At 47.7% G+C, this 26,404-nt stretch carries 22 protein-coding genes; 8 read left to right on the top strand and 14 right to left on the bottom strand.

Going from position 1 to position 26,404, the window contains the following annotated elements; all coding sequences use genetic code 11:
- Positions 1-101 precede the first annotated feature (101 nt).
- The 8 genes from P5G61_RS05075 to P5G61_RS05040 form a co-directional block, all read right to left on the bottom strand.
- Positions 102-1,961, bottom strand: a complete 1,860-nt coding sequence (locus tag P5G61_RS05075; protein ID WP_435874044.1) for a transglycosylase domain-containing protein — start codon at positions 1,959-1,961, stop codon at positions 102-104.
- Positions 1,958-2,683 carry a HAMP domain-containing protein gene (locus P5G61_RS05070; RefSeq protein WP_301245066.1) on the bottom strand — a complete coding sequence of 242 codons (726 nt, stop codon included), beginning with the start codon at positions 2,681-2,683 and terminating at the stop codon, positions 1,958-1,960. Before P5G61_RS05070 ends, P5G61_RS05075 begins: the two co-directional genes overlap by 4 nt.
- Positions 2,684-2,847: 164 nt before the next feature.
- On the bottom strand, positions 2,848-3,984 hold the full coding sequence (locus P5G61_RS05065) for a sensor histidine kinase (RefSeq protein WP_301245065.1): 1,137 nt from the start codon (positions 3,982-3,984) through the stop codon (positions 2,848-2,850).
- Positions 3,985-4,038: 54 nt separating this feature from the next.
- A complete protein-coding gene (locus tag P5G61_RS05060) occupies positions 4,039-4,761 on the bottom strand; it encodes a response regulator transcription factor (protein ID WP_029880794.1) in 723 nt (240 codons plus the stop codon).
- Positions 4,762-5,104: 343 nt separating this feature from the next.
- Positions 5,105-5,572 carry a DinB family protein gene (locus P5G61_RS05055; protein WP_301245064.1) on the bottom strand — a complete coding sequence of 156 codons (468 nt, stop codon included), beginning with the start codon at positions 5,570-5,572 and terminating at the stop codon, positions 5,105-5,107.
- Positions 5,573-5,746: 174 nt separating this feature from the next.
- A complete protein-coding gene (locus tag P5G61_RS05050; protein ID WP_301245063.1) occupies positions 5,747-6,691 on the bottom strand; it encodes a YwqG family protein in 945 nt (314 codons plus the stop codon).
- Between the two features lie 151 nt (positions 6,692-6,842).
- Positions 6,843-8,132, bottom strand: a complete 1,290-nt coding sequence (locus P5G61_RS05045; RefSeq protein ID WP_024629390.1) for an ammonium transporter — start codon at positions 8,130-8,132, stop codon at positions 6,843-6,845.
- Between the two features lie 2 nt (positions 8,133-8,134).
- Positions 8,135-8,548 carry a hypothetical protein gene (locus tag P5G61_RS05040; RefSeq protein WP_079350768.1) on the bottom strand — a complete coding sequence of 138 codons (414 nt, stop codon included), beginning with the start codon at positions 8,546-8,548 and terminating at the stop codon, positions 8,135-8,137.
- Positions 8,549-8,829: 281 nt separating this feature from the next.
- On the opposite strand from P5G61_RS05040, the gene P5G61_RS05035 reads away from it, so the two are divergent.
- Positions 8,830-9,342 (top strand): DinB family protein, encoded by a 513-nt coding sequence (locus tag P5G61_RS05035; RefSeq protein ID WP_301245062.1) that lies wholly within the window; start codon positions 8,830-8,832, stop codon positions 9,340-9,342.
- 74 nt (positions 9,343-9,416) lie between these two features.
- Here P5G61_RS05035 and P5G61_RS05030 read toward each other — a convergent pair whose 3' ends face one another.
- Positions 9,417-9,920 (bottom strand): GNAT family N-acetyltransferase, encoded by a 504-nt coding sequence (locus tag P5G61_RS05030; protein WP_079350770.1) that lies wholly within the window; start codon positions 9,918-9,920, stop codon positions 9,417-9,419.
- A gap of 100 nt (positions 9,921-10,020) precedes the next feature.
- On the bottom strand, positions 10,021-11,166 hold the full coding sequence (locus P5G61_RS05025; protein ID WP_301245061.1) for a M23 family metallopeptidase: 1,146 nt from the start codon (positions 11,164-11,166) through the stop codon (positions 10,021-10,023).
- A 229-nt stretch (positions 11,167-11,395) separates the two neighbouring features.
- On the opposite strand from P5G61_RS05025, the gene P5G61_RS05020 reads away from it, so the two are divergent.
- From P5G61_RS05020 to thrS, 3 genes are all read left to right on the top strand, one after another.
- The gene (locus tag P5G61_RS05020; protein ID WP_301245060.1) at positions 11,396-12,163 is read left to right on the top strand and encodes a response regulator transcription factor; all 768 of its coding nucleotides are present in this window, start codon (positions 11,396-11,398) and stop codon (positions 12,161-12,163) included.
- Positions 12,160-13,920, top strand: a complete 1,761-nt coding sequence (locus P5G61_RS05015; RefSeq protein ID WP_301245058.1) for a sensor histidine kinase — start codon at positions 12,160-12,162, stop codon at positions 13,918-13,920. Before P5G61_RS05020 ends, P5G61_RS05015 begins: the two co-directional genes overlap by 4 nt.
- A 475-nt stretch (positions 13,921-14,395) precedes the next feature.
- Positions 14,396-16,372: a threonine--tRNA ligase gene (gene thrS, locus P5G61_RS05010; RefSeq protein ID WP_301245056.1), complete on the top strand. Its 1,977-nt coding sequence runs from the start codon at positions 14,396-14,398 to the stop codon at positions 16,370-16,372.
- A gap of 121 nt (positions 16,373-16,493) precedes the next feature.
- On the opposite strand, the gene P5G61_RS05005 is transcribed toward thrS, so the two are convergent.
- Positions 16,494-17,357 (bottom strand): SDR family oxidoreductase, encoded by an 864-nt coding sequence (locus tag P5G61_RS05005; protein WP_301245054.1) that lies wholly within the window; start codon positions 17,355-17,357, stop codon positions 16,494-16,496.
- Positions 17,358-17,485: 128 nt separating this feature from the next.
- On the opposite strand from P5G61_RS05005, the gene P5G61_RS05000 reads away from it, so the two are divergent.
- The gene (locus tag P5G61_RS05000; protein ID WP_301245052.1) at positions 17,486-18,031 is read left to right on the top strand and encodes a hypothetical protein; all 546 of its coding nucleotides are present in this window, start codon (positions 17,486-17,488) and stop codon (positions 18,029-18,031) included.
- 78 nt (positions 18,032-18,109) lie between these two features.
- Positions 18,110-18,841: an MBL fold metallo-hydrolase gene (locus tag P5G61_RS04995; protein ID WP_301245050.1), complete on the top strand. Its 732-nt coding sequence runs from the start codon at positions 18,110-18,112 to the stop codon at positions 18,839-18,841.
- 102 nt (positions 18,842-18,943) lie between these two features.
- Here P5G61_RS04995 and P5G61_RS04990 read toward each other — a convergent pair whose 3' ends face one another.
- Positions 18,944-20,155: a PQQ-dependent sugar dehydrogenase gene (locus tag P5G61_RS04990; protein ID WP_301245048.1), complete on the bottom strand. Its 1,212-nt coding sequence runs from the start codon at positions 20,153-20,155 to the stop codon at positions 18,944-18,946.
- Between the two features lie 500 nt (positions 20,156-20,655).
- On the opposite strand from P5G61_RS04990, the gene P5G61_RS04985 reads away from it, so the two are divergent.
- A complete protein-coding gene (locus P5G61_RS04985; RefSeq protein WP_301245046.1) occupies positions 20,656-21,747 on the top strand; it encodes a M24 family metallopeptidase in 1,092 nt (363 codons plus the stop codon).
- A 104-nt stretch (positions 21,748-21,851) separates the two neighbouring features.
- On the opposite strand, the gene P5G61_RS04980 is transcribed toward P5G61_RS04985, so the two are convergent.
- Complete coding sequence (locus P5G61_RS04980) at positions 21,852-22,535, bottom strand: queuosine precursor transporter (RefSeq protein WP_301245044.1); 684 nt, start codon at positions 22,533-22,535, stop codon at positions 21,852-21,854.
- Positions 22,536-22,856: 321 nt separating this feature from the next.
- On the bottom strand, positions 22,857-24,254 hold the full coding sequence (locus P5G61_RS04975; protein WP_301245042.1) for an L-cystine transporter: 1,398 nt from the start codon (positions 24,252-24,254) through the stop codon (positions 22,857-22,859).
- A gap of 334 nt (positions 24,255-24,588) precedes the next feature.
- Between P5G61_RS04975 and P5G61_RS04970 the strand changes: the two genes are divergently transcribed.
- Positions 24,589-26,289, top strand: coding sequence for a methyl-accepting chemotaxis protein (locus P5G61_RS04970; protein WP_301245040.1), 1,701 nt, complete (start codon positions 24,589-24,591; stop codon positions 26,287-26,289).
- Positions 26,290-26,404: the final 115 nt, after the last annotated feature.

The following is a 26,404-nucleotide window of genomic DNA, read 5'->3' as shown; positions in this document are numbered from 1 at the left end:
GTTGCATCCATTTGTTCGATAACTGTACGATCCATAAGGCAGAAATCTCCCCATGTCTGCTGGAAAATCCTTGTCCATCGTTATACAGCAAACCATCTCTTTCATGGCAAAGCACGCTTCATAACAGACGCAAATAAATCTGCCGCCACACCACTTCCGGATCTCATATAATGTTCTGCATCCGTACGATCAAATCCCATCCAGACTGCAGCCGTCCACTTGCCGGTATATCCCACGAACCACAGATCCCGATTAGCTTCCTTGCTTACATCAGGTAATGCAGCCTGCGTTGTTCCTGTCTTCCCCGCTACTTTATGCCGACTCAGCTGTGCTCTACTGCCTGTTCCCTGACTGACCACATCTTGGAGCATACGGGTCATAGCCGTTGCCGTGTTGGTGGAGATCACCTGCTTGTTCTCTGGCTTAAAAGTATAAATCGCCTGGCCACGTGAATCCGTAATTCCACGAATCAGATGTGACGTATTAAACTTGCCGTTATTAGCAAAGACAGAATAGGCCTGAGCCATTTTCAGTGGAGATACCCCTTTATGCAAGCCACCCAAGGCAATCGACAGATTGAGATCCTCCTTACCCAGTTCAATGCCCAATCGATCTGCAAATTGATGTGCGCGTCCCAATCCTGTCTCATGCAGCAGCCATACGGCTGGAGCATTGATGGAATGTTCAATGGCTTGTGACATCGTAACTGTACCTCTGTAACGCCCACCTAGATTGCTTGGTCGATAACTCCCATATTTCATGCGTTGATCAGGTAGTATACTCTCCGTCTTAAATTGCCCGGATTCCAATGCAGGTCCGTATGCAATGATGGGCTTGAATGCAGAACCGGGTTGCCTTGCATCCGTGGTTGCCCGGTTAATGCCTCCTTTTATGGGGTCACGCCCGCCCATCATCGCTTTGACTTCACCATTATGCTGGTCCAGTATGACCATGCTCGCCTGCACTTGCTCATCCTTGCGATCATCGGTGAACCGGGAAGATTCGCGGAACGTTTGCTCCATCGAAAGCTGCGCTTGATCATCCAATCCTGTATGAATGGTCCAGCCTGCGGATTGAATCTCTGCCATACTTTTGCCTGTAAGGCGAGAAGCCTCCTCGATCACCGCATCTAATGCAGACACGTAAGCAGGCACTGGCGAGCCTGAACTCGATGCAGATGTTGGATCTGGCGCTGTATAGTCCACACTTCGCGCTTCCTCCATCTGTCTCTTTGTAATAATTCCTTGCTCATGCATGAGGCCAAGAACCACAGAACGCCTCTCTTGTGATAGGTCTTCCCGATCTACCGGATTGTATATGGAAGGCCCTTTGGGAATTCCAGCCAGCGTAGCGATTTGCCAAATCTCCAGCTGATGTAAATCCTTAATCCCGAAGTAGCGCCACGCCGCCGCTTTAACCCCGTACTGCTGACGTCCCATATAAATATGGTTCAAATACATCTCCAATAACTCATCCTTGCTAAATTTATTTTCCATCGCCATAGCAATCGACATCTCATTCACCTTGCGAACCAGCGTTTTGTCTCCATTCAAGTACAAATTTCTGGCCAGCTGCTGTGTAATGGAGCTACCTCCCTGACTCAGGTTCATATGTAAAACATCCTGCACAACCGCCCTGCCAATCCCGATAAAATCCAATCCATTATGATTATAAAAACGTCGATCTTCCGTAGCCAGAAACGCCTGCTTTAACAGATCGGGCATGTCCTTCAAATCGGCATATTCCGTATATCCCTTGGTTTGTACTTGTAATCTCGAAATTTCTGTTCCATTGGCATTCGTAATGATGGTGGAAGAGGCCGTTGATATGGCCTCAGGATGATTGCGAAGTACACCTTCGCCGTAAGCAACCAGATAGATATAGCCAACCACAAGCAAAGTAACGATCACTACAGAGGCATCAAATATGTGATAGATTCCCCGCCTTATACTGGATCTCAACATTCAGGCTCCCTGAATACATGTGGAGTAGAGCCTGAATGTTCTTGTGGCTTCATTTCCATGGAATCCAGGGCAAGCTCCAGCCTTAACGTCTGTTCATACGCCAGCCTGACCCAGTGCTGAATCTCCGCTTCATCCCGGCAGCGTCCTTCCATGACCGTATCAAGCGATGAACGAACACCATAGAGAGTCAATTTAATCGGCAGATCGGCACTTAAGCGGCCCGATTGTGAACCAACCAAATCATCTTGAATATGTCGCTTTCCGAACCATTCTTCACCTCTCGACTCCCGATCTATCCAGTCATGGTCTGAACTATTTATGTGCTCCGCTTGTATACGTATCGCAACGTCATTCAGATCGGCAGCAATCTGCCGCAGTTCCCCGCCATTCAACACTTCAATCGGTGCTGAAATTTGGCCATTAGCCAGCTCATGAGTTCCACGAGCAATCACCTTGAGGTCATCTGCAATCTTCTGTGATCGAATCCAAAAAAACAATGCAAACAAACCTCCCCCGATGAATATAACCAACGGTGTTGTTCCGATATGGTTTATCACCCAATGCATAACGCGAGTTATCCCTGTTGTCTCAGAGAGGAGATGACGGTGGGCAAAACGTAACATGTGATAAACGACAAATAGGAGCGCGGCGCTAAGTAACGCGCTTGCTCCACAGATATATATGTATCTAAGTCTGACTGTACGTAATAATAATCTCATATTCGGCATCCTCCTCAATTTAGCAGCTCATGTGTACGATTGAGGTTAAGGATACCGAATATTTCTTAATGAGGAAGTGGGTAACTTCTTATCATTTTCTTAATTAAGCAATTAGGATGTTGAATCAAGCAAGATCTAATACATCGGACGAGAATTCTTTCAAGTTACTGTTCCGCTTGGTCTCTGTTCATCGGAGCAGCAGTTACAGGGAAACGCGTAACAAAATCGGTTCGGCCCTGTTCACTGTAGGCAGCTATACTTCCTTGATGCAATTCTATCATTGACTTGGCAATAGCCAACCCCAGTCCGGTGCCGCCCGTATCACGAGAGCGGGACTTGTCCACCCGGTAGAATCGATCGAATAAATGGGGCAAATCCTGGGCCGGAATCGGTTCACCGTAATTGCTGATACGCACCACGGCTTCATCACCTTCAAGAGACAACGCGACCTCCATCACTTTCCCCTGTGCCCCGTAACGGATTGCGTTACTGAACAGGTTCTCATATGCACGAACAAGCTCCCCGGGAGCGGCCTGAATCCATAAAGGCTCCTGTCCACCGATGATCTTGTATGTCATGCCCGCCTCTTCCAGCATCGGAGCGAACTCTTCCGCAAGCTGCATCAGAAACGGGTTCAGGTTCAAAGAAGTCAAGGACAAGGGCAGGCTCCCACCACTGACACGGGTATATTCGAACAAATCGTCGATCAGCTTCCTTAATGTCAATGATTTCTCGTACGCAATGCTCACGTAATAGCGCATCTCAATTTCATCCTGATAGCGATCCTTCTCTATGTACTCCAAAAATCCGAGAATGGAGGTAAGTGGTGTCCTCAAATCATGAGAAATGCCTGTAATCAAATCATTTTTGGCAGCGACCGCACTACGCTCCTCATGCAATGACAGCTGCAATTGTTCAGCCATCTGATTAATACTGGCAGCAACAACGCCAAATTCATCCGATGTCTTTACCTCGATCCGATGAGACAGTTCTCCTTTGGCAACCTCCTGAATTCCCGCCGTAATCTCATCCAAAACGAGCATCAGCCTGCGTGTGAACAGGAAAAAGAACAGCACGAAGCCAAGTATGCCAACTATAATCATTAATGGCACCGCCCCAATATTGTTCACCAGCCACCTGATACCCCTTGCAGGGAGCGAATAATCAGGATAGGTCTGAGCATCCAGAATGGATCGTACAACTTTGCTGCCCCCATACAAAATAGCCGCTGTCAAAATGCCACTCAGCAAAAATGCGTAAATAAATTTCCAGCGGACTGTGTTAATTAATTTTGAATTCATCTCGGAACTCCCTGCTCACGCTCTGTATCCAATTCACCTTGTAAACGCACGTGCTTATTGTGGTTTGATCATCTTATACCCAACACCCCATACCGTCTGTATGAACTTGGGATGTTTGCTGTCGAGTTCAATTTTCTCCCGAATCTTGCGGATATGCACCATGACGGTGTTGTTGGATTCCATGAATTCCTCTTTCCAGACCTGTCTGTAGATCTGCTCCATACTAAGCACAGAGCCTTGATGGCGCGCGAGCAGCTCCAGAACGGCAAATTCACGGGGAGTCAGACGAACAGGCTGCTCATCGACCCAGACCTCATGGGTATCGGTATTGATGACCAAATCGTCAATCACCCATTCATGCTCCTTGTTCTCCCGGCCTTCATTGAAGGTATGGTACCTGCGAAGCTGTGATTTTGCCCGTGCCACTAGTTCAAGCGGGTTAAACGGCTTGGTCACATAATCATCAGCACCGATGCTCAGCCCTGTGATTTTATCCATATCCATGCTTTTGGCGGACAGCATAATGATCGGCATTTTCTGCTCTTCCCGAATTTTCATACAGGCTTCAATTCCGTCCATATTTGGCATCATGACATCCAGAATGATCAGATCAATTGGCTCTTTCTTCAATTGCTCAAGCGCCTCGATCCCATCACTGGCTGTCAGAACCCGATATCCTTCATTGCCAAAATAAATCTCCATCAGTTTAATAATATCCTGCTCATCATCCACAAGCAGAATGGTTGCTGGCTGTGCCACGGCATTATTCCTTTCCATTCCATGAATCATTGCTTTGATCAGAGTATACCACTAGAATATGAATCTGCGAAAATCATCGCGCTCAGAAAAGGGATACCAACGTTAAATTTCCAGTATACTGAATACCCTCTCATAATGGGTTCGATTATCGTAAGCTGATAAAGTTTCTGAATATGTTCAGTCTATTTCTCTTAACCTATGTAGTGTTATTGCCCTCCATTTGGTACTCCCTATCAGTAAAGTATAGTATCGTCGATCTAATCCCGATTTAACCGTTGCTTGTTTCGGATAACATGCTCTATGTATTCTATCTAATCTTGTTTCTATTCAGGCAGAAACTCGTATAATGTATCTATTTTTTCTATTCAAACAATGCCACTTTGGGCTCTATACCAGTGAAAGTTAACATCGTGTGCAGTTGGCCCCTGTGGTGGTATACATGTCCCATAATCTCAAGCAGCCACTCCAGACGACTGTAAGAAGCGCCCCAATAGGAGTCAGTCACCTGTAATAATTCCTCCGTGTTAAACTGTCTGTATCTATGGTAAAGGTACATCTGATTGGCAATCAGCGCTTCCTTGATCTCACTGAGTGTATTCGGCTGATTTTCCTCGTAAAATAAAGCCATTTCTTCTTCAGAGGCTCCCTCCGAAATATGTACATCTGCACGACAAATGACGGATAGATGAGAAAGCAATTCTCCAACCGGCCGTTTGCCTTCAATCGGAGTCAAAGCCAAATCCTGTTCGGATAGTTGGTCACATAAATTGATTAATGATGAGACTGCCACATCAATATGTTTAAATGCGGATTGAATCAACAGAAACACTCCCTTTTTATCCCATTATATAGAACGTATGATCGCTAATCAACCCATTTATTCCCCCTTCATATATAAACCAGCCATGTTTGAAAACAAACAATGACGAACAAAAAAGCCCCTCCTCCCTCTTATAGACGGCATTTGGGACTTTTTGTTGCTTCTATGATAACAAACATGAACTTAACTTGAATATAACGAACAATACGTTTGATCGAATCGTCCTGCAAGCAAGTCCTCCTTGCGAATGAAAAATTGCAACTCTCCACAATCCCACCATTGAAATCCGATAGCGTCATGCGTATCAATTTTCAATAGAAGCAATGTATCCGAAAGCTCTTGTTGTGTCCGTTCCTCATCTCCACCATAATGAGCAGTCAGCTTCTTCTCACACGCCTGTTCATCATAATCATACTCTTCACCAAGTACGATCTGTAACAGCGCCTGATGCTCTGCATCCGGATGTTGACCGTCAGGATATCCAAACATGCCACCCCAGTTCTGTGTACTCGGATGATTCCAGCTGGACTCGAATTCAAGGTATCGGTCATATAGACCTTCCTCCCCTTCGACGGCTACTTTTCCACCAGATAGCGGGGCAGCGAGTGCATTCAGATCCAGAGAATCAATGTACGCATATGTAGGAAACTCAAGGTTAGGCAGCACCGTTACCGAGTGCGCTACAAAATCCTCCTGCTTCAGCGCAGTTTTGCCCGCAGGCTCTCGCCTTGTCAGGTTATGAGCGTCCGGCTCGTAAATTACACGATGCTCAATATGATAAGCAGGCTCATCCACTCCAATGAAAAAATATAACATGCCCCGTTCGGGCAAATTCCCGCGACCATCATTTGGCGTATATGGCGTCAAGTCCACAAGGTTCAACTGGGCCAGGAAAGTCATGGGTACTCCATCCTGTGTCAAAGGCCATTTCATGTTCTCCGGCAGATCCGGATCTCCACCTACACGTGAATTTCCTGTTCTGCGATACTCATCCGCTGTCGATACATCAAGGCGAATTCCCCAACGACTTGAAGATAACAGCAGATCGGCAGCATTACCCAATCCATATTCCTCAAGTGTTTTCCGGGCTTTTCTGGTCAGACGTTCACATTGTTCAGGTTTAATCATACAGATCCTCCCCTTCTGACAATACATCTATGGTGAGACATATTCAGGTACACACCTGTATATTCTTCCGCTGCCTCTTCTTTCCCTGCTTCTAGCGAAAAAAGAGACTGACATTCGCTGTCAGCCTCTATCCTTACGATCCATCCCATCCCTAACGATTCCGATGCGGTAGATCATCCTGGAATGCACGAATATGCTCCTCGCTATCCAGAAACTCATGCGACTGGTGGGCAGCCATTACACCATGATAACTAATATCCAGGCCCAGATCTTCCTCTTCTTCCGTGGAACGGACAGGAACCATCTTGCCAATCAGCTTCAGACCGATCCAGGTCATGACAAATCCCCAGACGACCAAAGCCGTGAGGCCCAGGGCCTGAACACCCAGCAGCCTCCAGCCCCCTCCCATGAACAAGCCCCCATCCGTTGCAAATAAACCCACGGCAATCGTTCCCCACATCCCGGATACAGCATGAACAGGGAACGCACCCACCGGATCATCAATCTGCCTGCGGTCCAGCCAATTCGTTGCAGCCATCATGAGCAATCCGGATACCGCCCCAATGAATATCGCAGCCACGTCACCGACAAAGGCACAACCCGCCGTAATACCAACTAAACCGGCCAGCGAGCCATTAATGACGGATGGTGCATCCGAACGATTGAAACGGAACAAGGTGTAGAGCAGTGTAACTGCGCCGCCCGAAGCAGCAGACAACATCGTAACGATGGCAATGTGACCGATCCTTACATCAGTCGCACTGAGCGTACTTCCTGCATTGAAGCCAAACCAGCCGAACCATAGCAGAAATGCGCCTACAGATGCCAGCGGCAGATTGCTCGGAAGCGCAATGGCACTCACGCCAAGCGGCGTGTATTTTCCTTTACGCGGCCCAATAATAATCGCTGCGGCCAGTGCGGAGAACCCGCCCAACGCGTGAATGACTGCGGAACCGGCAAAATCCTGCATGCCCAGCTTGCTGAGCCAACCGCCGCCCCATGCCCAGTGACCACCAATTGGATAAATAATAGCCGTCATCAGTATGATGTACAGCAGGTAGGCTCGAAAATTAATCCGCTCAGCCACAGCACCGGATACGATGGAAATGACGGCAATGGTAAACGCGGCCTGGAACAACCAGAATGTTTCCAGTGATACGGGTACGTCTAGATGAGACAAATCTCCATTGAGGAAAAATCCGGTTATGCCTACCAAACCACCAGCATCAGAACCATACATTAAGCCAAATCCGATCGCATAGAAAAGCAATGTTCCGATTGTAATGTCGGCGAAAACCTTCATAATAATATTCACGCTATTTTTATAACGTACAAAGCCAGCTTCCAGCAGAGCAAACCCGCCCTCCATCAACAAAATCATGGCTGCACTCAGTACGACCCAGACCGTATCAATCCCGGAGCTTAACGTCTCCAAAGTCATGCTTATACATCCTCCGTTTCCCTAAGCTGTCTAATCTCCCGGATCGTTTCGGGCGTAAGCTCGATTTCGTCCCGTTCAATGCTGTCCGGATGCTTGATTCGTTCGGCAATGCGGTCCAGTTCTCGTATCCGCCGCCGAATCTGCTCCATTTTGCGAAAACGTTCCTTCACCTGGACCATATATTCCACCGCCTGGTGATGGGATGCGGGTCGCCCTGCGAACCATTTGCGTACTGGCGACAAAGATTGATAAGCGACTTCTTCCGCACGTTTTTTTTGTTCGAATTGTTCAATTTTATGTTTGAGGGTTTCAATCTCATTTTCTTTTTTGACCTTGAGCTGTTGGATAAGGTACAATAAATCGGACGATGATATTTGCAATGCTGTATGATGATACACCTCGTCAATTACTAACATACCATGTCAGGACTCCTTACATATCAAGTTACTTGTTATCGATTATAGAGTCCAGCAGCACTTAGCGTCAATCCTTTTTTGACGATGGTATGATTTGAAATAGCTCATTTATAAGAAATAGCTTTTTTCTCACCCTTACAACTTCAACTAACAAGGTAAATTCAATCCTCCTTCGCATTCACCCTTCATATCCTCTATGATATATATCAAGCACCCACATGCTGGGCCTACACATACACAAGCTGACATCATAGAACTCATATAAAGGAGAGGATTGCACGATGTTCACTCGTAATGACGACATTCGTAGTCAAATCTGGGAAGCGATCTCTGGACTTAGTGAAGAACAATTGAACCTTAGACCCACACCTGAACGCTGGAGCATGATGCAAGTGCTCCGTCACCTGAATCTGATGGAAAGTATAATTGTGAAGCAAGCTCGTGCGGCGCTAGAGAAGGAACAGACCCAGACCGTTTCTGTGGACAAAAAACCATATGAGCTAACACTGGATCGCAGCCACTCCGTCAACGCCCCGGCTCATCTCCAGCCTCCTGCGGAACCGGAAGCTCTGGCGAATGTTCGCCACGATCTGGAAGCCTCTCATCAGGCGCTGATGCACGTTGCACAGGAACATGAGGCTGAACTGCTGCGGAGCAAGTCCTTTCCTCACCCGGTTTTCGGTGAGATGGATCTGGCTCAGTGGATCGATTTTGCAAGCTATCATGAAGAGCGTCATCTGGCACAGATTCAGGATATTAAGCAAAGGCTTGGGCTTGGCGTGTCCCACACCTAAATTCCATGTAAGCAAAAATAACCTCCAATCCACGCGCTGTGGATCTGGAGGTTTTCATTTACTTTGAAATACGCTTATATTTTTTTGCCCAAGATCGCCAAATCCCGGTTGATGCCATCCAGCACAGCCACCTCGGGGTAATATCCCCACTGTTCAAAGCCATGCTTGCGCAATAACCCCAGACTCGGTTCATTATGTCCAAAGACAAAGCCCAGAATCGTCTTGATTCCAAGCGCAGGACAAGCGTCAAAAATCGTGTTCAGCAAGCGTCCTCCTGCCCCAATTCCCCGACACTGCTGATCTACATATACACTGACTTCCACCGTCCCATTGTAAGCAGGGCGTCCGTAAAATGAACTCAGGCTGGCCCAGGCCACAACCTGTCCGTTATGCCTCATCACCCAGAGTGGACGATGATCCGAAGAATGCTCCTCAAACCACGGAACTCGCTGCTCTACAGTCACTGGCTCCAAATCCGCCGTCACCATCCGGCTCTCAATCGTGGAATTATAGATCTCCACAATCCTTGGCAAGTCTTCGCGACGCGCATACTCAATCTGCACACTATCCAGTTCCATGTCTACTCCTCCATCATCCTGATCAATTCTATCTCATGACGGTATTATAACGGAGGAAGGAAGCTGGCGTCATCCCCCAAACATCCGGTCAGCCCCGCAATTACTCAGGCAATCCCTGGAAGGTCTTTCCCCGGGTTAACTGCTGGCTCTGATCCGCCCAACGAATGTTAATGGAACGGGAAGTGAACAGATCCGGGCCGTCCGACACCTGGAAGTGCAGGTGAGCCTCGCTGGAGTTCCCCGAGTTGCCCAGCTCTCCGATGAGGTCTCCCTGCTTGACTTTATCCCCTTTTTTGACCGCTACACTGCCTTCCTTGATATGTCCGGTGATGCTATATTCTCCATTTCCATGGTCAATGACCACATTGTTACCTGCCGGTTCTTCCGGGTTCATAACGCCTGGCGTATTGTCTGGAATATCGTTCTTGATGTCAACTACGGTTCCGTCCGCAGCTGCATAGAGCGGTTCACCAAAAGCGTAATAACTTGCATTCACCTGAGCATCCCCGTTATAGCTGAAACCTTCTTTGGTTCGCACGATATCAAGCGCGTAGCGCTGTGTTTCATGCTCATAATGATAGTTAGACATCACATCATTGCCTCCCCAGAACACATACCATTCCCCCTTCATAGGGAACTGAAATTCGGTTTTGGTGAACTTTTCATCCGTGTCCTTATGGGTTACCAGCGGCTGGATCAACAGCCCCTCAATCTGATTGGCTTCGCTAAAATAGGCTTGAATCCCTTTTGTTCCGGTTTGATCCTTCCAGGCAAGCTCAGTCAACTTGTTCATTTTGAGATGGACCACTTGATTCAGTGAGGTTACCCCCTCCAGAAATTGATCAGCAGATGTTTTGAATTGTTCAAGGGTTATCGCTTGCTTCAATTCCGGACTCATCTGACTGTAAATGTCATCCTTGGAACCGTTCATTAACGTATCGATGAAATTGTCAGGTGTAATGATGGCGCTCACCTCTGTACCTGAATTCTCTTCCAGACGACTGCTCTCACTCGCTTCATTTGTATTCGTCGTTTCTTCCTTTGACTGTCTGGCCTGTTCCGACGTAATGGAGTTACTGTTACCGCAAGCAGACAACATCACGCAGGCACCAAGGGTTATGGCGATCAACTTCCAACCCTTTCTACTCTGTAATTTCTCAGGTGCCCCATATGTGGATTCCAGCTGACTTCTCCCGTAATTCGAGCGTTGCTCCTGTACCTTAGTTCTCTCATGCAGCCTGTTCATTCTCCACCTCATTCTCAACATCCCTTCTGGTGATCGTTATACTTTCCAGTTAAGTGTACAGAATGAATCTTATCCTTCGTCTAACCCATCCTTACATGTAGCTAAACTGTGGCGTCCTCTATGGCATCATAATTAAGATTCCGTTAAGATAGCTCTCACACTACATTGCCCTTCTGGATGGTATGATTAGCAATAAACAATAGGAAGTCCTGGGAGGTCATTTCACATCATGGATCACGTCTCCATACTGCTAGTTGATGATGAACAAACCATTTTACATATGCTCAAAACCGTTCTGCTTAAAGAGCGATTTGTAGACATTGATACCGTCGCGACTGGGGAAGAAGCGATTACCGCCTGCCAAAATAAAACCTATCATTGCATCGTGCTGGATATCATGCTGCCTGGCAAAAGCGGACTGGAAATCTGTCCATTTCTGCGGCAATTGACCGATGCACCGATTCTTTTTCTCACTGCCAAAACAACGGATTATGACAAGTTAACTGGATTCGCCGTTGGCGGCGATGATTATGTCGTTAAACCATTTAATCCACTTGAAGTGGTGGCTCGGATCAAATCGCTGCTGAAACGGTATTTGCCTACCAAACTGGCGACCTCTACTGCTGCTGCTTCACCCTTTCCTGACGTAAATACGTCATTTTCTACCGTACAGGATGGGATATATGATTTTGGTCGCTTTCAAGTATTTGAACAAGCCGGTGAACTTCAGGTTGAAGGACAGGCCGTAACTTGTCCGGCACTTGTCTATCAGCTGCTGCTCTTTTTCTGCAAACATCCCAATCGTATATTCACCAAATCGGAATTGTATGAGCGCGTCTGGGGCTCGGAAGCCATCAGCGACGACAATACCGTTATGGTTCATATTCACCGGATTCGTGAGCGGATTGAAGCCGATCCCTCTAACCCTGTGTTTCTCGTCAATGTTCGGGGTCTGGGATACAAACTCATTCAGCCTAACCCTGTGTCACGCCCATGAGCATTCGTCGCAGGTTAATGACGCGGTTTATCGGTATGCTTGCTGGTGCAGTCGTTATTATCATCCTGTTGGGTTCCGCAGCCACCTATTGGGTCATTCACAAGATGAATGAAGTAAGCCTGGTGGATGACTTCACCACCAGCGGTCTTGACCAGTTGATCAATACCGCAGAGATTATGCCCGATGGGACGGTCCGCTATGATCCCAAGCTGCTGAAGCAGGTCGAGAAAAATCAGGGGTGGCTGCAGGTTCTGGATGAGAAAGGTCATGTCATTGATGATTTCAATACACCGGACGACGTTCCAACGCAATATAAGCCCGGAGAGTTGATCGCATACTGGGGGGCCGAAAAGGCGTTCCCCTATCAGATCGCCATGTTGATTCGGGAGAAAAACGGTGAGTATTTCACCTTGTTGTACGGCGAACGAAATCTGGCCAAATCCTTGCTCGATCAAGCCCGTGAGGATAGTCATTACGCCAATGGAGAGCTCTTGCTTCAATCCAAACAAGAGGAAGCCATTCGTTCCAAAGGTGCCTTTCTGCAAATTTTGGACGCCTACGGACAGGAGCTGGCCTCTTACAACAAACCAGCCATAGGTGTTCCCAGTAAATACAGCATTCAGGAACTGGTTCTGCGTATTCGTTATCCCAATCGATATGGCATGTCGACCGCAACCTTTTACGATGAACAGAATGGCACAACCTGGATGCTCAACATACCGGTCGATTCCACTGCTTCAGGGGATGAAAATCCCTATAACTTTATTTTGACCCCAGCTCTCGTCGTGCTGCTCCTATCCGTTGTCATTTTGCTCATCCTGCTGGCCCTTTGGTACGCCAATCGTTTCGGTTCCCCCATGCTGCATATGCTCCAATGGCTCCAGCTGCTGGAGCAGGGACATTATGAGGAACCCAAAGGCATCGGTGGCACCCCTCGCAGCCAGCGACGAAATGGCAAATGGAAACGGAAATACCACGTGTATGCTGAAGTGCTTCGCTCCATGCAGGCATTATCCACCACACTGAAACAAGATGAAGAACTGCGTAAACAGACCGAATCTCTGCGTGAGGAATGGATCGCCGGAATAACGCATGACCTCAAGACGCCTCTGTCCTCCATCCAGGGATACGCCCATATGCTTGAAGCACAGAAGTATAGCTGGTCCCCGGAAGAAGTGCGAGAATTCGCGGGTATTATGCTGGACAAATCCATGTATATGGACCGACTTGTGAATGACCTTGCCATGACGTACCGATTGCGCAGCGGTGGATACCAGCCACCTGTGGATGAAACTGACGTGAATACGTTACTGCATGATCTCGTCCAGCGTGCAGAACGCAATCCGGTCTATGGCAAAGGGAGAATTTTGTTCCGGCCTGCCAAAGCTCCGGTCTATGGCCATGTGCATATTCCATCTTTTGAGCGCATTGTGGATAATCTGACCGCTAACGCCCTTCTCCATAATCCAGCGGAGTCGACCCTGACCGTTAGTGTACATCCAGGTGAACAGACAGGCGAATTCAGTGTTCATTTTGCCGATGATGGGCAAGGAATGGACTCGGAAACGGTCTGGAGGCTGTTCGAACGATACTATCGCGGCACTGACACTGGTACATCCGATGTAGGATCAGGGCTTGGTATGGCGGTTACGAAAGGGTTAATCGAAGCGATGAAGGGCCGTATCGAGGTTCAATCAACCCTTGGTGTGGGTACTGTCATTCGGTTAATATGGGATGGACAATCAGAACAGGGGTAAAAACATTCCGCTTGACCTTTTCATTTTCAGTCTATATAATCGACACTCAATAACACCTGTTCCAATATATTGATAAAGACTTCAACGATTTTAAGATCAATTCAATCGATATCGATTCTGCATATTTGGCGATGACCAGAGACAAGATTTCGTTTGCGTGCTGCCCAGAGAGAGAAGGGATTGGTGAAACCTTCTTCAGCGAACGGACCGGAATTACCCCTCTGCAGCCGTGACCTCGAACCTCAGTTTTGCGGACTTTTTCATGAATTCCGGACAAACCTGTCAGTAGAGTTCACCGCCTGATCCCCGATAACGGATTCCAATGAGGGTTATGATGTTCTTGCTTGCGGCGGCTGGTCGTGTTCAGGAGCATTCATAACCAAATTAGGGTGGAACCACGAGCTGAGCGCACTCGTCCCTTTTCCGGGACGGGTGTTTTTTGCGCTTCAAATTTGAATATTGGAGAGTGGTTCACATGAGTAATCCGAATAAAAACAGCCAATTCAGCAATCCATCGAATGATCAACAGCAACCTCAACATCCGATTGAAATTCGCCTGCAAGGCGGAGCTGTACGTTTTTACGAAGCCGGTATCACTGTAGGAGAGGTTGCCTCATCCATCAGCACAAGTCTGGGCAAACAAGCCATCGGCGGTATTGTAGATGGTAAGAATGTCGATCTCGATTGGGTGCTTGAGCAAGATTGCGAACTCGTCATCGTTACACTGGACAGTGAGGAAGGTCTGTATCGTTATCGACACAGCACAGCTCATGTACTCGCACAGGCTCTCAAACGCATTTACGGTGCGGAACAAGTGAAGCTGGGCATCGGGCCTGTCATTGAAGATGGATTTTATTACGATGTCGATCTGGAGCATGCTTTATCTATCAGTGATCTGGCTGGCATCGAGCGGGAAATGAACAAAATCATTCAGGAAAACGAAAAGATCAGCCGCCGAGTGGTTAATCGTGAGGAAGCGCTCCGCATCTTTGGAGAGATTCAGGATCCGTATAAGCTTGAACTTATTCAGGATTTGCCAGAGGATGCCGAGCTTTCGATTTATGACCAAGGAGAGTTTTTCGATCTGTGCCGCGGCCCTCATCTTCCGTCCACTGGTCGAATCAAAGCTTTCAAGCTGCTGAATGTGGCTGGTGCGTACTGGCGGGGCAACTCGGATAATAAAATGCTGCAACGTATCTACGGCACTGCTTTCCCAAGCAAGGCCCAATTGGATGAACATCTGCACATGCTGGAAGAAGCGAAGAAACGGGATCACCGCAAACTGGGCAAAGAGCTTGAACTATTCATGTTCTCTGAAGAAGCACCCGGCATGCCCTTCTATCTGCCCAAAGGTATGACTGTCCGCACAGAACTGGAGCAATTCTCCCGTGAGTTGCAGCTACAGGAAGGTTATCATGAAGTGCGTACTCCACTTATGATGAACAATCGTCTGTGGGAGCAATCGGGTCACTGGGAGCATTACAAGGACAACATGTATTTCTCTGAGGTGGATGATGACACTTTTGCACTGAAACCGATGAACTGTCCGGGACATATGCTGATTTTTAAAAATACACTTCATTCCTATCGTGAGCTGCCGATTCGCATGATGGAGTTCGGTCAGGTTCATCGCCATGAATTCTCAGGCGCTCTGAACGGCATGATGCGTGTTCGGACTTTCTGTCAGGATGATGCGCATCTCTATGTAATGCCAGAGCAGATTGAAGATGAGATCAACCAGGCGATTTCATTGATCGGACGCATGTACGATATCTTTGGATTCGAGTACAAGATTGAACTTTCCACTCGCCCGGACGATTCCATGGGATCAGAGGAGCTGTGGGATCAAGCAGAAAGAGCATTGCAAAATGTACTTGATCGGCGCGGTGTGAAATACCGCATTAACGAGGGTGACGGTGCCTTTTACGGTCCGAAAATTGACTTCCACATTCTCGATGCTCTGAAGCGCAGCTGGCAGTGCGGAACTATCCAGCTTGATTTTCAAATGCCCGAGAAGTTCGATCTCACTTATATTGGCGAGGATAGCCTGAAACACCGTCCTGTCGTGATCCACCGTGCCATCTATGGTTCCATCGATCGCTTCATCGGTATTCTGACTGAACATTACGCCGGTGCGTTTCCACTCTGGCTCGCGCCCGTGCAAGTGAAGCTGCTGCCTGTGTCGGATCATTACGCCGACTATGCGCTTCAAGTTCAGAGCCAGCTGCGGGCTGCCGGCATTCGGGTAGAAACAGATCTACGCAGTGAGAAACTCGGCTACAAAATCCGTGAAGCTCAGATGGAAAAAGTACCTTACTCGCTCATACTCGGGGAAAATGAGAAAAATGCCTCATCCGCCTCTGTCCGTGCATACGGTCAAGGCGATCAAGGCATTCAGCAAATTGAAGCATTTATTGAGATGATTCAGCAGGCTGTGAAATTAAAAGCCTGAGCGGCTCAAATAGGAATTGGCTAAAACTTAACGTTAGAGGCAGACCGTTAATATGGATAACGGCTGCCTCTAATTCTGTTTCCATAAGGAAGTCGCCGCTTCTGCTTCGAATGATCAGCATTTACAATTTTTCTTCAGGTCTGAGTCCGACTTGCTCTTCGCTCCATGTCCAGAAGCGCTCAGCTGCGGCGGCATCCAGAGCATGAGCTTTCAATTCCTGATCCTTTTGTTGATAGAAATAACGTCCGGTTATTCCGGCAACTTCAGGACTTGTGGCAAGATAAATCGCCGTCTGCGCCCCTTCTTCAGGAGAGAGGAAAAACGGTAACTTGCCTACGATACCCATAATGCGTGTGCCAAAACCGGTATTACGATCTACGCCAATACTAGTACCAACCGCACCGGGATGAAGACAGTTCACCGTGATGCGGGTATCCGCCAATTTGCGGGCCAGAACACGGGTGAATAACACGTTAGCGAGCTTGGATTGCGCATAACTTTTGATTGGATTATAGCCTTTATGCAGATGGGGATCTTCGAAATGAATTTTGCCAGCTTTGTACGCACCAGACGAAACATTCACAATCCGCCCCTGCTCCGCATCCTTCAACGGCTCAATCAGGAGTAAGGTAAGCAAAAAATGTCCAAGATGGTTAATGCCGATGCCTTGCTCAAAACCGTTCGAGGTCTCCTGGCGCTTCAACATGACGACACCCGCATTATTAACGAGAACGTCAAGTGTATCATAACGCTCCCGAAATGATTGGGCGAAATGACGGATGCTTTCCAGTGACCCCAGGTCACACAGCATCAGTTCAATCGCAGTAGAGCCGGACTGACGCAGTGCCTCCTCTAGAGCCTGCTGTCCGCGCTTCTCGCTGCGGCAAGCCATAATTACGTGATACCCTTGCCTTGCAAGTTCAATAGTGGTTGCCAGACCCATGCCTGAATTGGCTCCCGTTACAATCGCTGTCTTTGTGGACATCAGGTATTTCCCTTCTGAACCGAAGTTCTTCGTATTTTGGGACCATTGTCTTCTAGTTTATAAAGCACTCCTGACGTCAATATGAGATAATCGAAAGATCACATATTGGTCTTATAGGGAGGATACGTATGCTAACCAAAGAAGACTTCAAGAAACTGAAAAAAGAAGCGAAACATGACATTACACTAATCGAACAGGAGGTTCAAAATCTCCAGCAAAAGCCAGACTCACCACTGCACGAAAAGGATAAACTGTGGGACGATGAAGAGATTGGTGACCTTATCCGAAAACGGCAAGAACGCAAATATAGTTCATGGACGATTGAATTATGCACGATTATTGAAAACCTGCTGAATCAACTATACCAGCAAACGCATAAAAAAAATTTTAATTCGATCCAGCTTATGAAAACTCCTGCATACCGTTCTTTATCCAATATCGAGATCCTTCAGGCTGAATTAAAAAATCAACATATTTCCCTGAAATCGGGAATGGAGAACATTGAAGAAGAAATCACCAACGTGTTTCAACTCCGAAATAAACTTATTCACTCCAACTTTTCTTATGCTTCCATCGTCAGAGAGAATCACGATGCGAAACAAGAGTTCGAATCCACCCTGGATACGGTGAAGCAATATAGAAAACACTTGAAATATAATCAGCCAGAGAATTGACCCGTTCATGATAAATGATAAATACACAATGATCCTACTCTATAAAGGAGGTGGACCGGATTCAATCCGGGAACCAGTATGAAAAATCCATCCACGGATATAACGGCTCTACATCTTCACATTGTCACACCTGCGGGTAAAAACCCGATCTACCCTGTCATGCTGCGCGATGAAGATGGTATTACACTTGTGGATACAGGCATGATTGGCCAATTCGATGAACTTCAGTCCGCACTGGAACATGAAGGCGTTCAGCTATCTGATATCAAGCGCATTATTGTAACACATTCCGATATAGACCACATTGGTAATCTTGGTGCCCTGGTGAATGCTGTTCCAGAAGTGGAAATCTGGGCGCATAGCGATGAAATTCCGTATATCACGGGCAAAGAGCCCATGATCAAGTTCACACCAGAACGCAAAGCGTTGCTGCCTGAACCTGTAGCGGAGCTGGCGGAACAATTGATCTCCCAACGGACTGAGTTCAAAATATCCAAAGTGTTAGAGGACGGTGACATGCTATCTTTACAGGGGGGCATCCAGGTCATTCATACACCGGGGCACACCCCAGGACATATCTGCCTGTACTTCCGGGAGCAGCAATTCCTGCTCGCTGCCGATGAATTGCGTGTGGTCGATGATGAATTGGTGGGGCCTTCTCCACCCGCAACACCGGACATGCCTGAAGCGCTGCGCAGTTTGAAAAGGCTGCTTGGCCTGAAGCTGGAGAAAGTGCTTTGTTACCATGGTGGAGAGTACACCACTGAACCCAGTCAGCGCATTGCTGAACTTGCGGAAAGCGCGGACTAATCGGAACCTGCAACCTAAGGCTATGTTTACTTCAATAATAAGCGAAGGGGCTGTCCCATATGTCATGAACATGGCGGGACAACCCCTTTTCTATTGTAAATGTTACGGTTTCGGCGTCAGAACGATCAGTCGGTCATCTCCATCGCGTGGAGATCCCCTGCCATCCCGGTTGTTCGTGAGCACGTATAACTTCCCGTCTTCTCCAGAAGTCACATTGCGAATACGTCCCCACTCGTCTTTAAAAATCGGCTCCACCTGCGTTACTTGTGTACCATCTTCGGACAGAGTAATTTTAAGCAGTTGTTCACCCCGCAGATTGGCAGCAAGCAGTGATCCGGCCCACGGACCTTCCTCTATAAAGGCTACACCTGATGGAGCCCATGTTTCGTCTCCACTATGGGCAAGCGGAGCCTGATATGTGCCATTATTATCATCGTCTCCCTCTACCTCTGGCCAGCCATAATTCTCACCTGCTTCAATCCGGTTAATTTCATCAAAATTACGCTGACCATGCTCTGTGGCATACAGATAGCCATTGTCCGGGTTCCAAGCCAGGCCCTGTGCGTTCCGATGCCCCATGCTGTACACAGGTGAATTAGGCCGAGGGTTATCTTCTGGGATCGATCCGTCGAGACCAACCCGCAATATTTTGCCACCCAAGCTATCTTCGTTCTGGGCCAGCTCCGGCTCATAGCGTTCACCTGTCGTAATATAGAGCAGGTTGTCCGGACCAATCTTGATCCGTCCTCCATTGTGATTCACCCCACCAGGAATGTCACTGAGCAGCTCCTTGTCTATGGTCGCCTTCCCATCACTTACCTTCAGGCGCAACACCCGATTGGCAATGTCACCACCACCTTCCAGATAGGAATGGTATGCATACAGATAGCCATTATTGTCAAAGTCCGGATCAGCAGCAAGTCCAAGCAGGCCACCTTCCCCTTCTTCATTAAATGGAGCAGTAAATTCAATCAGAGGTTCAGATGCCAGCTCTCCGTTCTCGATGACCCGAATGGTACCCGGTCGCTCTGTTACAAACATCCGTCCATCAGGCACGCTTACCAACTCCCAAGGTACATTGAGTCCGTCGACCAGCACGGAAGCCTCGTAAGGAATAATGGCATTTTCCTCCGTTTCTTCTTCACCGCCACTCGCACCGTCATTGCCTTCGCTCGCTGTCGTCTGCTCCTGACCTGTACCTTGACCCTGAGACGTCTGCTGTGATCCTGTCGTCGGGTCACCGGAAGCACAGGCGGTTAATAAGGCGATACTGAGTAACGAAGCATATAACGGAACGTTTAGTCGATTATTCATGATTACATCTCCCTTCTAATGTCGTTGTTATATCATGTAAATCCTGGTTTCAAGGACCGTCCATTTCCAACGTAAGTAAACGAGTAAATAAATCTAAGTAAGCAAATTAGCAATTCTACGCGGTTTCGCCCTGTATTACCCTTCCCTTCTGCTCCTCAAACGGGGAGTTGAAGCTAATTTCCAGGCATCATGGTCTCCCGTTTGGATTTCCGAGATATTCTTCTATAATAGAAAGATATATTAATTGAACTAAACATTTACACGAGAACGTAGAGGACAGAAATAACCTGAAGAAGCGGAGCTAAAAGCTTTCTGAAAGAAAGCTGCATCGGAAGCTTACGCTTCGCCTTTATCCCCGGATTTTCCCCTTTGAAAAAAGACATTCCAAAAAATCTGGGGATAACAGCGATCGGAAGGTTGTTCTGTCATCGGAGTGGCAAGTGTAAATATTCTTAAGTTCAATTTATATATAACGAACTGAAAGGTGGACGTATACACTCATGAATCAAACTCCTTTATCCCGGCTAGAAGCTGGTTTGTCTACGCAAGGATTGGACGCTATGCTGATCACGGATCCAAAACATATTTACTATTTAACCGGTTTTGCGAGCAATCCGCATGAACGTTTCCTCGGGCTTGTTCTCGCACGCGGCGAAGATCCGCTGTTGATCGTGCCCGCACTCGACGAGGAAGCCGCCGCAGCCGCTTCTTCGGTATCCAACATTGCCACGCATTCAGACACGGACAATCCTTACGCTTTGTTTGAGCGTTATCAGGGACGTCTGGGCCGCGTGGGACTCGAAAAAGAATACGTGACGGTCGCACGTTACGAACAGTTGACCGCCGCGCTAGGCGCAGGCAACTTTGAAGATGTCGGCCCTCTGCTTCGCACCTTGCGTGTGAAAAAAACACCGGATGAAGTGGCACGTATTCGCCACGCCATTCATCTGATCGAAGAGACGCTTCGCCAGGGACTGTCCCACGTTCGTACAGGCGTAACCGAAATTGAACTGGTTGCCGAGATGGAATATCAGATGAAGAAGCTGGGTGCAGACGGTCCTTCCTTTGATACCATGGTTCTTACTGGACCCAAAACAGGTCTGCCGCACGGCACCCCGGGCGATCGCAAGCTCCAACACGGGGATCTCTTGATGTTCGATATGGGTGTCTACGCTGGCGGGTATGCATCGGATATTACACGCACATTTGCCTTTGGGGACATTTCACCTGAACTCCAAACCATCTATAATACCGTGCTCGCAGCAAATGAAGCTGCCATTCGTGCTGTGAAGCCCGGCGTCACCTGTGCGGATATTGACCGTGCGGCGCGTCAGGTTACGGAAGAAGCCGGATATGGCGAGCGCTTCCTGCACAGAGTCGGACATGGAATGGGTATTGACGTGCATGAGTATCCTTCACTGCATGGTCAGAACATGGACATTCTGGAGGAAGGTACGGTATTTACGATTGAGCCGGGCATTTATGTCACTGGCGCAGGCGGTGTGCGTATCGAGGATGATGTACTCGTGACCGAAAATGGCGTCGAAGTGCTGACAACCTATCCAAAAGAGCTGCAAATTCTGACGGACTAATCCTTATTGGCCATAACCAAAAGTCCCGCGAAACCATGAATGCATGGCTTTGCGGGACTTTTGTGTTTCGATTCAGCATTCTGCGGACGAACTTAACGACAAGTCTAGGCTTCATCCTTGAATTTAAAGCTTCGTGCAGCATATAGAAACGGCGTTCCTACCGCGGTCAATACAAATTTGATCACGTACGTCGTCAGGAAAATTTCAAGCCAGACATCCCATGGATAGATGAACGCAAAAGCGATCGTGCAGAATACCAGCGTATCCACAAACGAACTGATAATCGAGCTGCCGTTGGTACGTATCCACAACTGATTGCGCCCAGGCGCCACCTTACGCAGCCAAGTGTACAGTCGTACATCCAGAAACTGACTGATGAAATAGGCTGACAGACTTCCGAGTGCAAGACGTGGCAGCATACCAAACAATTTTTCCATCGACTCCTGTGCAAAGTCCGTAGACGCCGGCTCAAAGAACAATACCATCTGCATCAGCACTGTCGTCATGATCAATGTGAAGAACCCGAACCATACGGCTTTACGCGCCTCACCTGGTCCATACTTCTCATTGAGCAGATCACTGGTCAGATACATACTGACATACATTGTATTGCCCAGTGTCAGAACGATACCCATAATATCTATCGTTTTGGTCACCTGAATGTTGGCAATGACTGTTGCCACACCGATCCAGGCATAAAGACCCTTTTTACCGAACAAGCGGTAACACAAAAGGAAAAATCCATACGTTACGAGAACGAAAAGCGCTCCCCATCCTAAATTAAACACAAATCATACACTGCCTTCCTAGTTTTGATTACGCGGGATGGTTACGAACCGCGGTTTGGCTCCGGGCCAAAACATGATTACTCTATCACATTTCCCCAAGGTTGAACAGCACTAAATAACTCCAAGCCTAATCGAGTAGCTACTATCCTACTATATTCCTCCCGTGTATCGAAAAAGGAGACTGCTTCACACACCGTACACAGTACAATTTGATTGCCGCAAAAAAACCGCCCTCCGGGTTAACCCGAAGGACGGCTGATCAGGCTTATGGTATTCATGTGTTCACCCGCATGCCAGAGGTGAAAAGAGAGTCCGGATCAATTACACTTGAATCGCGGAATCCAGATCACGGCTTTGATCATTAAATGTATCCTGATCGTTTTCTTTCAAAATCTTACTGGATACGAGACCTGCGGTCATCGAATCGTTCACGTTCAGCGCCGTACGACCCATGTCGATGAGCGGCTCAACCGAGATCAGCAATCCTGCCAAAGCTACCGGCAGGTTCATCGTGGACAACACGATCAGGGAAGCGAAGGTTGCCCCGCCGCCTACACCGGCTACGCCGAATGAACTGATTACGACTACCAGGATCAGCGTAATGATGAAATCCCAGCTCATCGGGTCGATCCCGACCGTAGGAGCAATCATGACCGCCAGCATGGCCGGATAGATCCCGGCGCAGCCGTTTTGACCAATAGTAGCCCCGAAGCTTGCCGACAGGTTTGCAATCCCGTCCGATACGCCCAGCTTCTTCGTTTGTGTTTCCACATTAAGCGGAATCGCTGCCGCACTTGAACGGGATGTGAAGGCAAATATCAGCGTTGGCAGAACCTTTTTCACATACGTAATTGGATTGAAGCCAAAAAGTGAAATAATAATCAGGTGGATGATGAACATCACGATCAACGCCACGTAGGAAGCAATGACAAATTTGATCAGCTTCAGAATCTCATCCGGGTTGGTTGTCGCGGTTACCTTGGTAATCAGCGCCAGAATCCCGTATGGCGTCAGCCTGAGCACCAGCGTTACAATCCTCATAACCACTGCATATACCGCATTAACCATGCCGCGGAACGTTTCCGCCTGCTGTGGTTTTTTACGATCCAATCCGAGCACTGCTACTCCGATAAAGGCCGAGAAAATAACAACTGCCAGTGTAGATGTACGACGTTCTCCGGTCATGTCCGCGAACGGATTCGACGGGATGAACTCCAGTACTTGTTGTGGAATCGTCTGGTCCTTCACGTCAACGAGACGTTCCTCCATCTTCTGCCCCTGTGCAAGCTCTCTGTCTCCACCCTCAATCTCAATGGAAGTCAGGTTGAAGCTCAAGCTCGTCACAATACTCACGCTTGCGGCAATCGCCGTCGTGATGAGCAGGATGGCGATAATCGAAAGGCTCATTTTACCGAGATTCTGCTTGCCTTTCAGATTCATGATAGCCGAAATGATGGAAACCATAATTAGTGGAATCACGACCATTTGTAACAAACGAACATATCCTGAACCGGCCAGATTAAACCAATCGACCGACTTGGTAATGATGTCAGAATCAGACGTGTAGAGCAGTTGCAGAATGACGCCGTAGACGACCCCGATGCCCAGACCCGCAAATACACGCTTCGTAAAGGAAATATGTTTCTTCTGCATCCAGAACAGGACACCTAGAAGAGCGAGCATAACCACTACGTTCAAAATGATTAAAAAGGTATTCATTTGTATAAATCCTCCTCAGTGTGAGTAACCGGATATTCCGGTTTTCTACTCGCTCAAAAGCGATATTCAACAATATATCACATAACAAACTATTCTGGTAGGTATTAATTGATATTATGTAATATGTATGTAATCAATTCATCTATTTCTGAAAAAAAACCACCGAATCGCGAAAATTGTTGTATTCAACCTCAGGTTAATTTTGTAATATAGGTATATCCGCTTATTCCCAAGTTTTCTCAACGTGAAAATTAGGCCTTTTTTCGTTGGTAATTAGTCTTACGATAACGGAAAAGCGACAATGTTAATGAACATGACGTGAAAGGATGATTATATGTTTCGAAATCGCACCGTTGCTGGTAAAATCAGAGGCACGTTGTTCCTCGTACTGCTGGTTGCTTCCCTGTTGTTCAGTATTAGTTTCTATGCTGTCTCTATGAATATTATGCAAAGCTACGTGCTTCCACAGTTCGACAAGGTCCTGAACACGTCGATTCAGGATATATACAAGAACACATCGGCTTCTAAAATTTTACAGGTTCAAAGTGGCGGCGCAGGTTCCGATGGTGCAGCACTGACCGTTGAATCCTACTTGGCTGATAAAGCAAAAGAGCATAGTCTGGACGCGGCCTACGTCGTGGCTATACAGGATGGCAAAGCTACCGTTGTGATCGCGAATACCTCCTCAGGCATGAAAGCCGGAGATGAGATTAAAGCAGAAGCAGCAATGAATGCGGCCATTGAGAAAAAAGAAATGGAAATCAGCAACGTTTATGTCGATTCCTTCGGTGTACATAAAGGAGCCTTTATTCCGATCGCAGGAAGTAACATGATCATGGGCGTTAGTATGGATGCCCAGTTCATTCAGGACAAAATTGCCCAGATCTTCTGGTTATGCCTCGGAATTACCGCCCTGGTTTTCCTGCTTGGCTGGCTTATCTCCACAAGCATGATCAAGCGAGTAACCAAACCGATCATTCAGCTTGTTCAGCATAGCAAGCAGATATCAGAAGGTGATCTGACTGCCGAACTTCAGATTAAAGGCAAGGATGAAATTGCACAGCTTGCTCTAAGCTTCCAGATGATGACCCATAATTTGAAAGAAATGATCAGCCGCGCACTCACGACCTCCAATGAAGTTGTGGAAGGCTCCAATGATTTGCTCAAACGGGTAGAATCCATGTCCGGTATGGTGCAAGACTCCAGCCGTTCTGCGGAAAGCGCCGAAAAAGGCAGCGTAAGCATCGCTTCCAGCGCAGCCGAAAATGCAAGAGCCATGGAAGAAATCACGCAAGGTATTATGCATATTGCCTCTTCCTCTGCCGAAGTTTCCGAGCAGATCGGAGACGCTGCAAATGAAGCTGTTAACGGTAACCGACTGGCACAGGATGCCGTTCAGCAAATGGAACGTGTTGGCCAGACCGCGAGTGAGTCACTGCGCTATGTCGAAACGATGAATGAACGCTCGATCGCCATAGGTACCATTGTTGAATCCATTTTTGAGATCACCAGACAGATTAACATGCTGTCCCTCAACGCTTCCATTGAAGCAGCACGTGCAGGGGAGCATGGACGCGGATTCGCCGTCGTTGCTGGAGAAGTACGTAAGCTGGCGGAACAATCCAAGACGGCTACAGAGGAAATTTCTGATTACCTGGGTACCATCCGTGAAGACGCCGAACGTTCGGTTGATGCCATGAACCGTGTAACCCAAGAGATTGGATCAGGTACTCACGTGGTTCAACAAGCAGGCTCCGCGTTCCAGCAGCTTAACGAATTAATTCAGAACGTCAATCTGACGATTCAGACGGTATCAGCCTCTACCCAGCAAGTATCTGCTGGAGCAGAAGAAGTCAGTGCTTCCGTGGAAGAAACGGCTCAGATTACGTCCAAGTCTCGTCAAAGCATGCAGCAGATTGCAGTTACAGCAGATCTTCAACTGAATGAGATGGATTCCCATTCGAACACCGTACGTCATTTGCATGAGCAAGCGGTAGAACTGCAGTCCGCCATGAAAAACTTCAAAATAAACTAACCGGAATACCTTTAACCCATTATTCCCATATTCGAATCAAACCTTAACATTAGGTACACAAATACCCCCGTACTCAGCCTCGTTCCAGATTTCAGGGAACGTTGCGACGCATGGG

This window comes from Paenibacillus vandeheii, from assembly GCF_030433635.1.
GTDB classification, from domain to species: domain Bacteria; phylum Bacillota; class Bacilli; order Paenibacillales; family Paenibacillaceae; genus Paenibacillus; species Paenibacillus vandeheii.
The sequence above is the reverse complement of the archived record's forward strand: the minus strand, read 5'-3'. Positions and strand labels throughout refer to the sequence as shown.

Bases quoted from the DNA above. Each gene is read 5' to 3' on its own strand.
- P5G61_RS05070 (WP_301245066.1), bottom strand. From the start codon at position 2,683: ATGAGATTATTATTACGTACAGTCAGACTTAGATACATATATATCTGT.
- P5G61_RS05065 (WP_301245065.1), bottom strand. From the start codon at position 3,984: ATGAATTCAAAATTAATTAACACAGTCCGCTGGAAATTTATTTACGCA.
- P5G61_RS05060 (WP_029880794.1), bottom strand. From the start codon at position 4,761: ATGGAAAGGAATAATGCCGTGGCACAGCCAGCAACCATTCTGCTTGTG.
- P5G61_RS05050 (WP_301245063.1), bottom strand. From the start codon at position 6,691: ATGATTAAACCTGAACAATGTGAACGTCTGACCAGAAAAGCCCGGAAA.
- P5G61_RS05045 (WP_024629390.1), bottom strand. From the start codon at position 8,132: ATGACTTTGGAGACGTTAAGCTCCGGGATTGATACGGTCTGGGTCGTA.
- P5G61_RS05040 (WP_079350768.1), bottom strand. From the start codon at position 8,548: ATGTTAGTAATTGACGAGGTGTATCATCATACAGCATTGCAAATATCA.
- P5G61_RS05035 (WP_301245062.1), top strand. From the start codon at position 8,830: ATGTTCACTCGTAATGACGACATTCGTAGTCAAATCTGGGAAGCGATC.
- P5G61_RS05030 (WP_079350770.1), bottom strand. From the start codon at position 9,920: ATGGAACTGGATAGTGTGCAGATTGAGTATGCGCGTCGCGAAGACTTG.
- P5G61_RS05025 (WP_301245061.1), bottom strand. From the start codon at position 11,166: ATGAACAGGCTGCATGAGAGAACTAAGGTACAGGAGCAACGCTCGAAT.
- P5G61_RS05020 (WP_301245060.1), top strand. From the start codon at position 11,396: ATGGATCACGTCTCCATACTGCTAGTTGATGATGAACAAACCATTTTA.
- P5G61_RS05015 (WP_301245058.1), top strand. From the start codon at position 12,160: ATGAGCATTCGTCGCAGGTTAATGACGCGGTTTATCGGTATGCTTGCT.
- thrS (WP_301245056.1), top strand. From the start codon at position 14,396: ATGAGTAATCCGAATAAAAACAGCCAATTCAGCAATCCATCGAATGAT.
- P5G61_RS05005 (WP_301245054.1), bottom strand. From the start codon at position 17,357: ATGTCCACAAAGACAGCGATTGTAACGGGAGCCAATTCAGGCATGGGT.
- P5G61_RS05000 (WP_301245052.1), top strand. From the start codon at position 17,486: ATGCTAACCAAAGAAGACTTCAAGAAACTGAAAAAAGAAGCGAAACAT.
- P5G61_RS04995 (WP_301245050.1), top strand. From the start codon at position 18,110: ATGAAAAATCCATCCACGGATATAACGGCTCTACATCTTCACATTGTC.
- P5G61_RS04990 (WP_301245048.1), bottom strand. From the start codon at position 20,155: ATGAATAATCGACTAAACGTTCCGTTATATGCTTCGTTACTCAGTATC.
- P5G61_RS04985 (WP_301245046.1), top strand. From the start codon at position 20,656: ATGAATCAAACTCCTTTATCCCGGCTAGAAGCTGGTTTGTCTACGCAA.
- P5G61_RS04975 (WP_301245042.1), bottom strand. From the start codon at position 24,254: ATGAATACCTTTTTAATCATTTTGAACGTAGTGGTTATGCTCGCTCTT.
- P5G61_RS04970 (WP_301245040.1), top strand. From the start codon at position 24,589: ATGTTTCGAAATCGCACCGTTGCTGGTAAAATCAGAGGCACGTTGTTC.